Source organism: Pseudomonas ovata, from assembly GCF_003131185.1.
Taxonomy (GTDB): Bacteria; Pseudomonadota; Gammaproteobacteria; order Pseudomonadales; family Pseudomonadaceae; genus Aquipseudomonas; species Aquipseudomonas ovata.
Window position 1 is genome coordinate 1 of the sequence record NZ_QFFU01000035.1, and the last position, 12,284, is coordinate 12,284.

Annotated in this window: 15 protein-coding genes; all 15 read left to right on the top strand. The window is 61.8% G+C overall.

Annotation, left to right across the window (positions count from 1 at the left end):
- Nucleotides 1–91 (top strand): IS3 family transposase (locus DGA31_RS30985; RefSeq protein WP_152035069.1); only part of this gene is annotated, 91 nt, incomplete at its 5' end.
- 290 nt (nucleotides 92–381) lie between these two features.
- The gene (locus DGA31_RS27765; protein WP_109514688.1) at nucleotides 382–1,035 is read left to right on the top strand and encodes a YjfI family protein; all 654 of its coding nucleotides are present in this window, start codon (nucleotides 382–384) and stop codon (nucleotides 1,033–1,035) included.
- A 34-nt stretch (nucleotides 1,036–1,069) separates the two neighbouring features.
- Nucleotides 1,070–1,774: a PspA/IM30 family protein gene (locus DGA31_RS27770; protein ID WP_056840426.1), complete on the top strand. Its 705-nt coding sequence runs from the start codon at nucleotides 1,070–1,072 to the stop codon at nucleotides 1,772–1,774.
- A gap of 48 nt (nucleotides 1,775–1,822) precedes the next feature.
- Nucleotides 1,823–2,323, top strand: coding sequence for a rhomboid family intramembrane serine protease (locus tag DGA31_RS27775; RefSeq protein WP_056840810.1), 501 nt, complete (start codon nucleotides 1,823–1,825; stop codon nucleotides 2,321–2,323).
- A gap of 61 nt (nucleotides 2,324–2,384) precedes the next feature.
- The gene (locus DGA31_RS27780) at nucleotides 2,385–3,044 is read left to right on the top strand and encodes a YjfK family protein (protein ID WP_056840425.1); all 660 of its coding nucleotides are present in this window, start codon (nucleotides 2,385–2,387) and stop codon (nucleotides 3,042–3,044) included.
- Nucleotides 3,045–3,073: 29 nt separating this feature from the next.
- Nucleotides 3,074–3,499 (top strand): DUF350 domain-containing protein, encoded by a 426-nt coding sequence (locus DGA31_RS27785; RefSeq protein ID WP_056840424.1) that lies wholly within the window; start codon nucleotides 3,074–3,076, stop codon nucleotides 3,497–3,499.
- Between the two features lie 16 nt (nucleotides 3,500–3,515).
- Nucleotides 3,516–4,247, top strand: a complete 732-nt coding sequence (locus tag DGA31_RS27790) for a DUF1190 domain-containing protein (protein WP_109514690.1) — start codon at nucleotides 3,516–3,518, stop codon at nucleotides 4,245–4,247.
- Nucleotides 4,248–4,258: 11 nt separating this feature from the next.
- Nucleotides 4,259–5,416 (top strand): glutathionylspermidine synthase family protein, encoded by a 1,158-nt coding sequence (locus DGA31_RS27795; RefSeq protein WP_109514691.1) that lies wholly within the window; start codon nucleotides 4,259–4,261, stop codon nucleotides 5,414–5,416.
- A gap of 261 nt (nucleotides 5,417–5,677) precedes the next feature.
- Entirely contained in the window at nucleotides 5,678–6,682 is a 1,005-nt protein-coding gene (locus DGA31_RS27800; RefSeq protein WP_109514692.1) for a WD40/YVTN/BNR-like repeat-containing protein, read from the top strand.
- 26 nt (nucleotides 6,683–6,708) lie between these two features.
- Entirely contained in the window at nucleotides 6,709–9,102 is a 2,394-nt protein-coding gene (locus tag DGA31_RS27805; RefSeq protein WP_109514693.1) for an efflux RND transporter permease subunit, read from the top strand.
- A 59-nt stretch (nucleotides 9,103–9,161) separates the two neighbouring features.
- Nucleotides 9,162–9,440 carry a DUF5629 family protein gene (locus DGA31_RS27810; protein ID WP_056840419.1) on the top strand — a complete coding sequence of 93 codons (279 nt, stop codon included), beginning with the start codon at nucleotides 9,162–9,164 and terminating at the stop codon, nucleotides 9,438–9,440.
- 240 nt (nucleotides 9,441–9,680) lie between these two features.
- Entirely contained in the window at nucleotides 9,681–10,217 is a 537-nt protein-coding gene (locus tag DGA31_RS27815) for a hypothetical protein (RefSeq protein ID WP_109514694.1), read from the top strand.
- A gap of 61 nt (nucleotides 10,218–10,278) precedes the next feature.
- On the top strand, nucleotides 10,279–11,454 hold the full coding sequence (locus DGA31_RS27820; protein ID WP_109514695.1) for a lactonase family protein: 1,176 nt from the start codon (nucleotides 10,279–10,281) through the stop codon (nucleotides 11,452–11,454).
- A 161-nt stretch (nucleotides 11,455–11,615) separates the two neighbouring features.
- Entirely contained in the window at nucleotides 11,616–11,804 is a 189-nt protein-coding gene (locus DGA31_RS27825) for a hypothetical protein (RefSeq protein WP_056840416.1), read from the top strand.
- 298 nt (nucleotides 11,805–12,102) lie between these two features.
- Nucleotides 12,103–12,273: a hypothetical protein gene (locus DGA31_RS29835; protein ID WP_153811681.1), complete on the top strand. Its 171-nt coding sequence runs from the start codon at nucleotides 12,103–12,105 to the stop codon at nucleotides 12,271–12,273.
- Nucleotides 12,274–12,284: the final 11 nt, after the last annotated feature.

The following is a 12,284-nucleotide window of genomic DNA, read 5'->3' on the forward strand; positions in this document are numbered from 1 at the left end:
CCATTACTACAATCATGACCGGATAAAAGTAAAGCTTGGTGGATTGAGTCCTGTGGAGTTCAGGACTCGCTCTGTAGGCGTATGGCAATAGACTGTCCAACTTTTTGGGGTCAGATCAAAGGGTGAATTTAATAGCCAATAAAATCAGTAAGTGATTTTTTGCTGAGAACGACCCCTCGGTCGCGAAAAAGCCGTCTCCCACAGGACCCGTCATGGCTAAGGCCCTGTATGCCGTTCGCTGATCAAGCGGCTACAGGCTGGGCGCTGGCACGCGTCTGTGCAGTGGCTCACAAAATCCTCACATGTGAGGACTTACGTCTGTCGGGTGCATCTGTTAGCGTGCACTTCTTGTGGTCTGAACGCAGCAAGGGAGGAGTGCCCATGCCTCGCACGACCGGGGGCGAGAATACGGCAGGAACCGGCAGGGCCCTGAAAAGCTCGACCGACTACATGCGCGACATGCGCCAGCGCCTCAAGGAGGCCGGGCTGGTCAAGCGTGAGTTCTGGATCCGGCCGGAAAACACCGATGCGTTGCGGGGCATCGAAAAAGCCCTGCGACAGCCTTTCCTCGGAACACGAATCAAACTGGAGGATTTCATGACCGAGAATGCCAACTGGACCATCGATTCATTGCACAAGGCCCTGGGCGACCTGGACCTGGTGACTGAAGGCCGGATCGAACTGAGCCTGTGCGACACCACCGAGCACGGTATTCGCCTGACCCTGTGCGAATTCGGCGATCTGCCGGTGTACCTGGCCGTGGTCGGCGACCAGATCCTGGCCGACACCACCCTGATCGAAGTCAGCCGCATCAAGGACACCGCCGCCTTCAACGAGGTGGTGTTGCGCAGCCGTGACCTGTTCCCTTTGTCGGCGGTGGGCATCGAGACACTGGCCGATGGCCAGGAAGTCTATTGCCTGTTCGGCGCCCTGAGCGCGGCATCCAGCCTGACCGTGATCGTCCAGGAAATCCTCACCCTGGCGGACAACGTGATTCGCGCCGCCGAGGCCTTCGACGACCACTTCATCGACTGATACGGCCTTCGCGCTGTTCTGGAGAAACGCATTCATGAGTACAAGCATCTGGAAAAAACTGGTCACTGCCGTGCGTGGCGGTGCTTCCGAAGTGGGCGAGGCGGTCATCGACGCCAACGCCCTGCGCATCCTCGACCAGGAAATCCGTGACGCCGACAATGCGCTGGTCAAGGCCCGCGAAGGCCTGGTCGGCATCAAGGCCAAGCACAAGCTGTCGGCCCAGCGCCTGGAAGAACACAACAGCAATATCGCCAACTGGGAAAACCGTGCCCTGCAGGCCCTTAACAAGGGTGAGGAAGCCCTGGCCGGCGAATGCGCGGCCAAGATCGCCGACATCGAGGCCCTGCGCGCTCAGGAGCAGGCCCTGGCCGACCAGTTCGGCAAGCAGGCTGGTGTATTGCAGGAGCAGGTGCTCAAGGCCGAGGCGCGGATTCGCGGTCTCAAGCAGCAGGTCGAAATGGCCAAGGCCCGGGAAACCGTGCAGCGCGCCCGTGTCGCCACGGCCAATGCCACCGGCGGCGCCAATGGCTCGGTCGAAACGGCGGTCGGTTCGCTGGCACGCCTCAAGCAGCGCCAGGATGAACAGGACGCCAAGCTGGAGGCGGCCGAAGAACTGGCCAGTCAGGCCAATGGTGGCGATCTGGAGCGTCGCTTGCAGGAGGCCGGCATCGGCGCCCGCAGCAGTGGCGCCGACGACGTGCTGGCGCGGCTGAAAGCCAAGAGCCAGACCCCGCAATAAGTGGCGCTCTCGAGCCGTTTTCGCCTGATCCTGGGCCTGTCACTGCTGATGGCCGGGGTGCAGTTGGTCAACGCCGTAACCAGCTACAGCCTGGTGCAGCACGGTATTCTGCCGCGCACGCTGTGGGGGTTGCAGGGCATTGTCTTTGCACCGTGGCTGCACGGCTCGTTCGCGCACTTGCTCAGTAACCTGCTGCCGTTCATGGTGTTGAGCTGGCTGGTGGCGACCGAAGGCGTCAAGCGTTACGCCTGGGTAATGGTGCTGGTCTGCCTGCTGGGCGGGGCGCTGGTCTGGCTGTTCGGGCGCACCAGCCTGCATGTCGGCGCCAGCGGCCTGATCTTCGGCCTGTGGGCCTATTTGCTGGCCAGGGTCTGGTATCAACGCAGTGTTGCCAGTCTGCTGGTGGCGCTGGTGACATTGTTCGCCTACAGCGGTCTGATCGTCGGCTTCGTGCCGGTGCCGGGTGTTTCGTTCGAGTCGCATGCCGCCGGCGCCCTGGCCGGTGTGATCGTTGCCCGGCTGATACACGCCAGGGATGAGCCGCGCTAAAAGAATACCGGTCCCGGATCGGGTCGTTTCTACAGGGCATCCATGATCAAGGAGATGCGCAATGAGTTGGTTCAAACGGATGATGGGCCTGGAAGCGCCGACGTCCACGGGGCGTGCCGGTACCGCCACGACGTCCAGCCCCCTGGGGCTGCGCAGCGGCAGCATGCTGTGCCTGGACACTTCGCTGAAGATCCTGCTGGACGGTCATTCGCAGGTCGACCTGCCGGGTGACGAAAAGGTCTGGGCGGTGGGCGAGATCGATCTGGGCCAGTCCATGACTCTGCGGCGGTTCTACCTGGACAACGAAGACTATTTTCTCCAGATGCTCAGCAACGGGCCACTGCCTGAAGATATCCAGGACATCATTCTGTTCGGCTACTACAGCGCCACGCCGATCAACAGTCGCGACGAGCTGTTGCGCCTGACGGGACCGGCCTCGAAGATCGGCCTGCCGACCTTTGAACATGAAGGCGAGGTCTTCGAGCGCCAGTGGGGCACCGAGACCGGCCAGACCGAACTGACACCGATGGACGAGCACGTGGTCAGCCCCGACAGCGCCTACCGCGTCAAGCACCTGAGCATGCTCTATGCCCGCGAAACCGGGCTGATCGATCGCCGCGAGTTCCTGCTGTTCTCGGTCGAAGAGGACGAGGAGGGTAATATCAGCCTTACCACCGCCGTAGGCGTCACGCTGCAATCCACCGACATCACCGTTCTGTAAGGGCGGTTTCACAAGAGAAGGAAGTCTTCATGCTCGACGCGCTGCGATTGTCGCTCAATGCCCAGGCGGTATTGGGTTTTATCCTCTACATCCTGGTAGCGGCCCTGCTGTTTGCGGTGTTTCAGTTCATCTACAGCCGGATCACACCGCACAAGGAATTCGAGCTGATCCGCGACAACAACAGCGCTGCTGCCCTGGCGCTGGGTGGCTCGCTGATCGGTTTTGCCCTGCCGGCCAGCAATATCATCGCCTACAGCATCAGCATCCTGGACGTCGTGGTCTGGGCACTGATTGCCGCCGTGGTCCAATTGCTGGCCTTCGGTGCCACCAGCCTGGTGCTCAAGGGGCTGTCGGCGCGCATTGCCCGGGGTGAACTGGCTGCGGCCATCTACGCGGCCAGCGTGGCCGTCAGCGTCGGCATGCTCAATGCGGCGTGCATGACGCCTTCGGTCTGATTTCAGGGAGATCACCATGAGACGCAGTTCCGCCAAACTGGTGCTGGTCAGCGCGCTGCCCCTGGCGCTCAGCGCCTGCGGCGATTCGGACGACGAGCCGAATTTCACCGCCAAGACCACGTTCAATTCGGTGCAGCAATGCACCGAGGCCAAAGTGCCGGTGGATGTCTGTTCGGACGCCTACATGGAAGCGCTGGCCGACCACCGCCGCATCGCGCCGGTCTACGATGACAAGGCCTCTTGTGATGCCGACTTCGTGCCGGACTATTGCCAGATCAACTCCGACGGCAAGTACACGCCGAAACTGGGCGGCTTCGAGCTGTCGTTTGCCGGCAACGTGCCGCAGCAGACCCTGGACCAGGCCAACCAGCAGATCGCCCAGAGCAACAGCGGCGCCACCGGCAACCTGCTGACCGGCCTGCTGATCGGTCATTTGCTCAGCAATGGCTTTGGCGGCAACAGCCGCTACTATGGCCAGCCGGTGTACATGGGCCGCGATGATCGCGGTGGCTACTACAACTCGTCGCTGTACACCCACATCGACCGGGGCAAGACCTTCAGCCGTTCCACTCAGGCGCGCTACAGCTCGGAAAAGACCTACAGCAAGTCCACGCTCGGGCGCAGCCTGGGGGGCGGCTCGTCGGTGTCTTCGACCGTGTCGCGCGGCGGTTTCGGCAGCCAGGCCACCGCCCGCAGCGGCTGGGGTGGCAAAAGCAGTAGCAGCAGCCGTTCCAGCTCCGGCGGCTAGGAGTTGCAGCCATGAAACGGATCAGCCTCGAAGAACGCCCCGACTGGCGTGTCACTGCCGAGCGTGAAGGCTTTGACTTTCACACCATCGACGGCGAGCGCTACTGGGACGAGCGGCATTACTACCTGTTCAACGAACAGCAGATCACCCGCGACCTCGAGGTGCCGACCCAGGCGCTGCACCAGCTGTGCCTGGATGCAGTGGCGCGAGTGGTCGACAGCGAGGCACTGCTCAGGCAACTGGCCATCCCTGAAGCCTTCTTCGACCTGATCCGTCGCTCCTGGAAAGAGGGCCACCACCATCTTTACGCCCGTTTCGACTTTGCCTACGACGGCACGGGGCCGGCGAAGATGTACGAGATCAACGCCGACACGCCCACCAGCCTGATGGAGGCTGCGGCCTTTCAGTTGTTGTGGCTGGACGAGCAGGTCGAGCGTGGCGTCTTGCCGGCCCATGCCAGCCAGTTCAATGCCATTGCCGAAGACCTGATCACCGCCTTCAAGCCGTTCAAGGGGCCGGCACCGTTCTACTTTTCGGCGATGTCCGGCTCGGCCGAGGATCGCGGCACCACCGAATTCATGCGGCGCATGGCTGCCCACGCCGGCATCGAGACCCGGCATATCGACATCGAGGACATCGGGCTCGATGGCCAGGGTCGCTTCGTCGACCTGCAGGGCCGGACCATCGAGCGCCTGTTCAAGCTGCATGCCTGGGAGCACATCTTTCACGAGCCCTTTGGCCAGCATGTGGCGGCCAGCGGCACGCGCTTCGTCGAGCCGGCCTGGAAAGCGATCCTGAGCAACAAGGGCATTCTGCCGCTGCTGTGGCAGTTCAACGAAGGCCATCCCAACCTGCTGCCATCCTTTGTCGACACTCACCCCGGTCGTGCCGTGCCCAAAGGCTGGGTGCGCAAGCCGTTCTTCTCGCGCGAAGGCGCCAATATCGAGATTCGCACCCCGGGCGACGAAGTGATCGCCGAGGACGGGCCCTACACCGACGCGCCCTACATCCTGCAACGCTACGCGCCGTTGCCGCGCTTTGGCGACAGCTACACACTGGTCGGGTCGTGGGTGATCGGTGACCAGGCTTCAGGCATCGGCATCCGTGAAGACGACAGCCTGATCACCAAGGACAGCAGCCGTTTCTTGCCCCATGCGGTGATCGACTGACCGAGCGGGTGCAGGACTGGCTTCAGCCGGGAAGCAGGCGCCGCCCTTTCCCGGCTGAAGCCGGTCCTACGGGAAGCAGGTGCTGTCTTTTCCCGGCTACACTCGTGGTTGCTCGGGCCTATCTGGCGTGTGGGAGGGGGTTCTGCCCGCGACAGGGCCTGTGAGGTGACCGCAGCAATCGCCGGCAAGCCGCCTCCCACAAGGTCGTGTACGGCCTTGAACAGGCCGTGTCGGTATAAGAACAACAACAAGGAGTGGTCCATGAGCAATGTTTTCATGCGGCAGATACGCCGGCTTGCGATCAGCCTGGCACTGGGGCTGGCCAGTAGTGTGGCGCTTGGCGCTACTGACGCCCAGACCGGGTCCATCGAATCGCCCAAGGCTGCCAGTACCTTGTTGATCGATGTCACACAGGCCGGCTCCCGGTTGGTGGCGGTGGGCGATCACGGCCATATCCTGTATTCCGACGACCAGGGCCGGCAATGGCAGCAGGCCCGGGTGCCGACCCGCCAACTATTGACCGCCGTGTATTTCGTCGACGCCCAGCATGGCTGGGCAGTGGGCCACGATGCGCAGATTCTGGCCAGCCGCGACGGTGGCCAGACCTGGCAGAAACAGTTCGAAGACCTTGCCCGTGAGGCGCCCTTGCTGGACGTCTGGTTCCAGGATGTGAACACCGGCTTTGCCGTGGGCGCCTACGGGGCCTTGCTCACCACGCTGGATGGCGGCCAGCACTGGGAGGATGTCAGCGACCGTCTGGACAATGAAGACCAGTACCACCTCAATGCCATTGCGTTCGTGCGCGAGGCCGGGCTGTTCATCGTCGGCGAGGCCGGCGGTCTGTACCGCTCCGCCGATCTGGGCCAGCGCTGGGAGAAGCTGCCCGGCCCTTACCAGGGCTCGCTGTTCGGTGTGATCGGCACGGCCAGCCCACGAACCCTGCTGATCTACGGCCTGCGTGGCAACCTGCTGCGCTCCAGCGACTTTGGCGACACCTGGCAGCGCATCGAATTGAATGCCGGGCGCGGTCGTCTGGAGGCCAGCCTGTCCGGGGCAAGCCTGCTGGCTGATGGTTCGCTGGTGCTGGTCGGCAACAATGGCAGTGTGCTGCGCAGCCATGATGATGGGCAGAGTTTCACCGTGTTCAACCGTCCCGACCGGCTGGCCCTGGCCGCCGTGGCCGGCAATGCCCAGGGCGAGCTGATTCTGGTCGGGCAGGGCGGGGTGCGCTCCGGCTCGGCCACCGGTGCTGTGTCGACTCCATGACAAGAATACGAACAAGGATGGCAGGCATGACCGATCTCCAGCATTCCCGGCAGCACTCCGATGAGCGAGCGACCCTGCTTGAACGCTTGATCTTCAACAATCGCCCTGTGGTGATCATCCTCTGCCTGCTGACCAGCCTGGTGCTGGGCTGGCAGGCCTTGCAGGTCCGGCCCTCGACCAGCTTCGAGAAGATGATCCCGCTGGCGCATCCCTACATCCAGAACATGCTGGCGCATCGCAATGACCTGGCGAACCTGGGCAATACGGTGCGTATCTCGGTCGAAGCGACCCAAGGGGATATCTTTTCGAAGACGTACATGGAGACCCTGCGCGGCATCCATGATGAGGCGTTCTACATTCCCGGCGTCGACCGCGCTGGGCTCAAGTCGCTGTGGAGCCCCAGCGTGCGCTGGACCGAAGTCACCGAAGAGGGCTTTGCCGGCGGCGAAGTGATTCCCAAGACCTATGACGGCACCGAGGCCAGCCTGGACGCGCTGCGCAACAACGTGCTCAAGTCCGGACAGGTCGGGCGCCTGGTGGCTAACGATTTCAAGTCCAGCATCGTCGAGGTGCCGCTGCTTGAGGCCTACCCGGACCCCAACGACCAGGGCACCTTGCTCAGCCTGGACTACCAGCAATTCTCCCATCAGCTTGAAGAAAAGATCCGCGACAAGTATCAGACGCAAAACCCTGACATCAAGGTGCATATCGTCGGCTTTGCCAAGAAGGTCGGTGACCTGATCGATGGTCTGTTCATGGTCGTGGCGTTCTTTGCCATCGCCTTTGCCATCACCCTGGTGCTGCTGATCTGGTTCACCCGCTGCATCCGCAGCACCATTGCGGTGCTCAGCACCACGATGATCGCCGTGCTCTGGCAACTGGGGCTGATGCACGTGGTCGGCTTCGGTATCGACCCGTATTCGATGCTGGTGCCGTTTTTGATCTTTGCCATCGGCATTTCCCACGGCGTGCAGAAAATCAATGGCATCGCCCTGCAGTCGGGCGCTGCCGACAACGCGCTGACCGCCGCACGGCGTACGTTCCGGCAATTGTTCCTGCCGGGCATGATCGCGATCCTGGCCGACGCCGTGGGCTTTATTACCTTGTTGATCATCGACATCGGCGTGATTCGCGAACTCGCCATCGGCGCCTCGATCGGTGTAGCAGTCATTGTGTTCACCAACCTGATCCTGCTGCCGGTGGCGATCTCCTATGTGGGCATCAGCCCGCGGGCGATCAGTCGCAGCAAGCAGGATGCAATCAGCGAGCACCCGTTCTGGCGCCGCCTGTCCGGCTTTGCCAGCCCGGGCGTGGCGCGGGTGTCGGTGGTGCTGGCGTTGCTGGCCTTCGCCGGCGGGCTCTGGTACAGCCAGAACCTGAAGATCGGCGACCTGGACCAGGGCGCGCCGGAGTTGCGCCCGGACTCGCGCTACAACCAGGACAATGCCTTCATCATCCGGCATTACTCGACCAGTTCCGACGTGCTGGTGGTCATGGTCAAGACTCCGCCCGAGGGTTGCTCGGCCTACACCACCCTGGCGGCGATGGGCGAGTTGGCCTGGAAGATGGAAAACACCCCTGGCGTGCAGTCGACCGTGTCGCTGGTCAACGTGTCGCGCCAGGTGATCAAGGGCATGAACGAGGGCAGCCTGAAATGGGAGACGCTGTCGCGCAACAAGGATGTGCTCAACAGCTCGATTGCCCGTGCCGAGGGGTTGTACAACACCGATTGCTCGCTGGCGCCGCTGATGATTTTCCTCAACGACCACAAGGCCGAAACCCTGGACCGCGCCGTGCAGGCGGTGCAGGCGTTTGCCGACCAGCATCCCGACCCGCAGCTGGAGTTCCTGCTGGCGGCGGGCAATGCCGGGATCGAGGCGGCCACCAACCAGGTCATCAAGCAATCGGAGTTTCTGATTCTGCTGCTGGTGTACCTGTGCGTGGCCGGCATGTGCCTGCTCACCTTCCGCTCCTGGGCGGCGACCTTGTGCATTGTGCTGCCGCTGGTGTTGACCTCGGTGCTGGGCAATGCGCTGATGGCGCTGCTGGGCATCGGCGTCAAGGTCGCGACCTTGCCGGTGATCGCCCTGGGGGTCGGGATCGGGGTCGACTACGGCATCTATATCTACAGCCGTCTGGAAAGCTTCCTGCGTGCCGGGCTGCCGTTGCAGGAAGCCTATTACCAGACCCTCAAGTCCACCGGCAAGGCGGTGCTGTTTACCGGGTTGTGCCTGGCGATCGGCGTGTGCACCTGGATATTCTCGGCCATCAAGTTCCAGGCCGACATGGGCCTGATGCTGACCTTCATGTTGCTGTGGAACATGTTCGGGGCGCTGTGGCTGCTGCCGGCGCTGGCGCACTTTCTGCTCAAGCCGCAGAAGATGGCCGGCAAGGTGGGGCATTCGCTGTTTTCCCATTGAGCCTGGCACAGCGCTTTGCCCTATCATGGCGGCCTTTATCCGCCGTTTCGTGAGTGCATATGACAACTTCCAGCTTTCTGCAAACCCTGCAAGCCACCACCCTGCTTGAGATCGACGGGCTGTATGCCTCGGATTTCAGCCTCGAAAACGGTCTGCAGATCGAGTGTATGGATGGCCGCGCGCGCAAGGTCTGGACCTTCAGCGCCGAGCAGGTGCAGGCTGCGTCCTTCGACGAATCGCTGCAAAGCTGGGTCATCAACAATGGTGAGTCCGATCATCGCGTGGTCTGCCTTGATGCTTTCAGCCCCAACGATGACGAAGAAGCCGACGAGGATTGATCCAGATCAGTCTTTGGCCACGCTTCAACCGCTAGACTGCCCCGGCGTGCCGGCCCGCTGACAATCAATGCTCAGGGGCCCGGCATCGGTTGGTAGGGTGCCCGGAGCCTTTCGGGCACTACACACGGATGTGCTTGCCTTTTCTTGCCCCGCTCACGGGGTAACGACGTTTGCCGCGCCGGCTTTTGGCCGCGCCTCGGTTTCATGAAATCGAACGACAAGAAAAAACAGGGAGTTTCAATGTCTATTCAAGGTGCGTTGAGCCGTGCACGGCTGTTTCCGACATTTCTCGGGGCCTCGCTGCTGGTGCTGGGCGTGGTGCAGATCATCGCCGGTTACCAGCTCGTCAGCCTCGGCGGTTCGTGTTACTTCCTGCTGTCCGGGCTGGGTCTGGTGATGTGCGGCCTGCTGCTGTTGCTGGCGCTGCGCGTGGCCATCTGGCTGTTCAGCCTGTGCCTGTCGCTGTGTACGGTCTGGTCGTTGTGGGACCTGGGCCTGGATCGCCAGCAACTGATGCCGCGATTGTTCATCTGGCTGCTGATCGGCATGGTGTTGCTGGCACCCATCGCCCGGCAAGGCCTCAAGCCGATGCGCCGGCCGTTTTCCCTGACGCACCTGGTGGTTGCGCTGGCCATCACCGGCGTTTCCCTGGACCCGCTGGCCCAGATTCGCCAGTACCGTCCCGATTATCGCGGGCTGGCCACCTTGTTCATTCCCAGTATCAATGGGCTGCCTCTGGCCATGGAGGCCACGGCAGTGCTGGTGCCTGAAGGTTGAACCTTGATGACTGGCGCATTGTCCTGTCTGAACAGACTATGACAATAAAAAGGAGGCCATCATGATCCAATCTTCACGGCCCTGGCTGGCGCTTGCCGGGGCACTCAGTCTCTTTTGCGCTCAGGCTCAGGGTATGTCAGACACCGATCTATTAGTGGGCACCTACACCCAAGGCAGCAGCCAGGGGATCTATCGCATGGGGTTCGACAGCCAGACCGGGCTGATCGAGCCCGGACCGCGCCAGGTGGTGCAGACCGACAACCCCTCCTGGCTGACGCTGTCGCGAGAAGGACATTACCTGTTCGCCGTCAACGAGAACGGCCCCGGCCAGCGTGATGAGCGAGGCAAGGTCAGCAGTTACAGCATTGATCCCGCTACCCGGCAGCTGACGCTGATCAATCAGGTGGCCAGCCAGAGCGATGAGCCGACCCACGCCAGCCTGACCCCGGACCAACGCTTTTTGCTGGTGGCCAATTATGCGGTTCAGTCAAAACCGGGCGGCTTGCTGACGGTGTTGCCGGTGGGTGAGGGTGGGCAACTCGGGGACGCGGTGCAAACGCACGGGCCCAATGCGCCCAGCAAGGTCAATCGTGAGCGACAAGCCTCGTCGCATGTGCACTCGGTGGTGCCCGACCCTGAGGGCAAGTATGTCGTGGCCGCCGACCTGGGCGCCGACCGCTTGTTTGTTTATCGCTATCACGCCGACCAGCCGCAACCGCTGCAGTGGATGAAAAAGCAATCGAACGTTGTCCTGCCCAAAGGCAGCGGGCCACGACACCTGTTGTTCAGCAAGGACGGCTTGCATGCCTGGCTGACCCTGGAAATGTCCGGGCAGGTGGCGGTGTTCGATTACCTGGATGGCAAGTTTCGCCGCACGCAACTGGTCGACCTCAAGGGCGCCGAGCGCAAGGCCAATGGCGCCAGCGGCCTGCATGCATCGGCGGACGGGCGTTTTCTGTATGTGGCCAACCGTGGCGAGGTCAACGAGATGCTGGTGTTCAGCATCGACCCCACCACTGGCCAGTTGAAGGAAATCCAGCGGCGTTCGGTCGAAGGACGTGAGCCGCGTGAATTCAGTATCGATCCCTCCGGCAAGTTCCTGCTGATCGCCAACCAGAAAAGCAACCAGATCGTCACCTTGCGCCGCGATCCGCAGACCGGCCTGTTGGGCGATATCGTGCAGGCACTGGATTTCGATGCGCCGTCATCACTGGTCTTTCTGCCCGACCCGCAGTAAGCCAACGGCTCTGGCCCGCGCCGTTGGCGGGCTACAGCCATTATCATTCGCAGTGATAGAAGCTAGTGCTGCAAAAGATTTTTGCCAGACCCGCCTCGGGAGTAAGTTTGACCCATGGCCCCAGCGGCCCGGACCTGAAACCCCTTCCGAGGAATCGCCCCATGAACTTCAATATGTTTTCCATCATTGCTGCATCGGCCATCTCTGCCACTGTTGCCCTGCCTGCCAGCGCCAGTTCGGAAATCACCGAAAAAAGACTGCATGCCAACCAGACCCAGAGCTACACCCCGCAGTACCTGCAACAGAGCGCCAACTTTTACGCCGCCCTTGATCATAAAAGCGTGCGTTGAAACACAGCACTCAATGAAGCTTTCGCGAGCCTGTTAGCCCACTTTCCTGGCGACCCCTGCTCATCGCGCAGCAGACTACGCAGACCTCGTCGGCCAGCCGGTTCGCGAAAGCTTCGCTTATATTCGTCATCCCCGCAGGGTACTCTCTGCGGGGATGTTTCTTTTGGGCCATACAAAAGATTCAACTTTCAGGACCGGCAGGCATCAATACCAGTGATCGCCGGTATGCAAAGACATGCTTTCTCATGGATCAACCTTTGAAGCACTCTGGTGCGACGCAAAGACGAGGAATTCAAACATGGCCACTGCACTGCTTCATTCGATCAAGCAAGGCGCCTGGATTGCCATTGCCCTGTACGTGGTGCTCATTGGTGTGGTCACTGTGACCAGCATGAGCCCGAGCCTGACCGACGCCCAGGCGCCGGTGGTGGTGCACAGCGCCGAGCCAGCCACCGCTCACGCGTCCTGACGGCCGTCGAG

Excerpts from the sequence above, each read along its gene's own strand:
- DGA31_RS27780 (WP_056840425.1), top strand. The coding sequence starts at position 2,385 with ATGAGTTGGTTCAAACGGATGATGGGCCTGGAAGCGCCGACGTCCACG.
- DGA31_RS29835 (WP_153811681.1), top strand. The coding sequence starts at position 12,103 with ATGGCCACTGCACTGCTTCATTCGATCAAGCAAGGCGCCTGGATTGCC.
- DGA31_RS27790 (WP_109514690.1), top strand. The coding sequence starts at position 3,516 with ATGAGACGCAGTTCCGCCAAACTGGTGCTGGTCAGCGCGCTGCCCCTG.
- DGA31_RS27825 (WP_056840416.1), top strand. The coding sequence starts at position 11,616 with ATGAACTTCAATATGTTTTCCATCATTGCTGCATCGGCCATCTCTGCC.
- DGA31_RS27800 (WP_109514692.1), top strand. The coding sequence starts at position 5,678 with ATGAGCAATGTTTTCATGCGGCAGATACGCCGGCTTGCGATCAGCCTG.
- DGA31_RS27820 (WP_109514695.1), top strand. The coding sequence starts at position 10,279 with ATGATCCAATCTTCACGGCCCTGGCTGGCGCTTGCCGGGGCACTCAGT.
- DGA31_RS27765 (WP_109514688.1), top strand. The coding sequence starts at position 382 with ATGCCTCGCACGACCGGGGGCGAGAATACGGCAGGAACCGGCAGGGCC.
- DGA31_RS27785 (WP_056840424.1), top strand. The coding sequence starts at position 3,074 with ATGCTCGACGCGCTGCGATTGTCGCTCAATGCCCAGGCGGTATTGGGT.
- DGA31_RS27805 (WP_109514693.1), top strand. The coding sequence starts at position 6,709 with ATGACCGATCTCCAGCATTCCCGGCAGCACTCCGATGAGCGAGCGACC.
- DGA31_RS27810 (WP_056840419.1), top strand. The coding sequence starts at position 9,162 with ATGACAACTTCCAGCTTTCTGCAAACCCTGCAAGCCACCACCCTGCTT.
- DGA31_RS27775 (WP_056840810.1), top strand. The coding sequence starts at position 1,823 with ATGGCCGGGGTGCAGTTGGTCAACGCCGTAACCAGCTACAGCCTGGTG.
- DGA31_RS27770 (WP_056840426.1), top strand. The coding sequence starts at position 1,070 with ATGAGTACAAGCATCTGGAAAAAACTGGTCACTGCCGTGCGTGGCGGT.
- DGA31_RS27795 (WP_109514691.1), top strand. The coding sequence starts at position 4,259 with ATGAAACGGATCAGCCTCGAAGAACGCCCCGACTGGCGTGTCACTGCC.
- DGA31_RS27815 (WP_109514694.1), top strand. The coding sequence starts at position 9,681 with ATGTCTATTCAAGGTGCGTTGAGCCGTGCACGGCTGTTTCCGACATTT.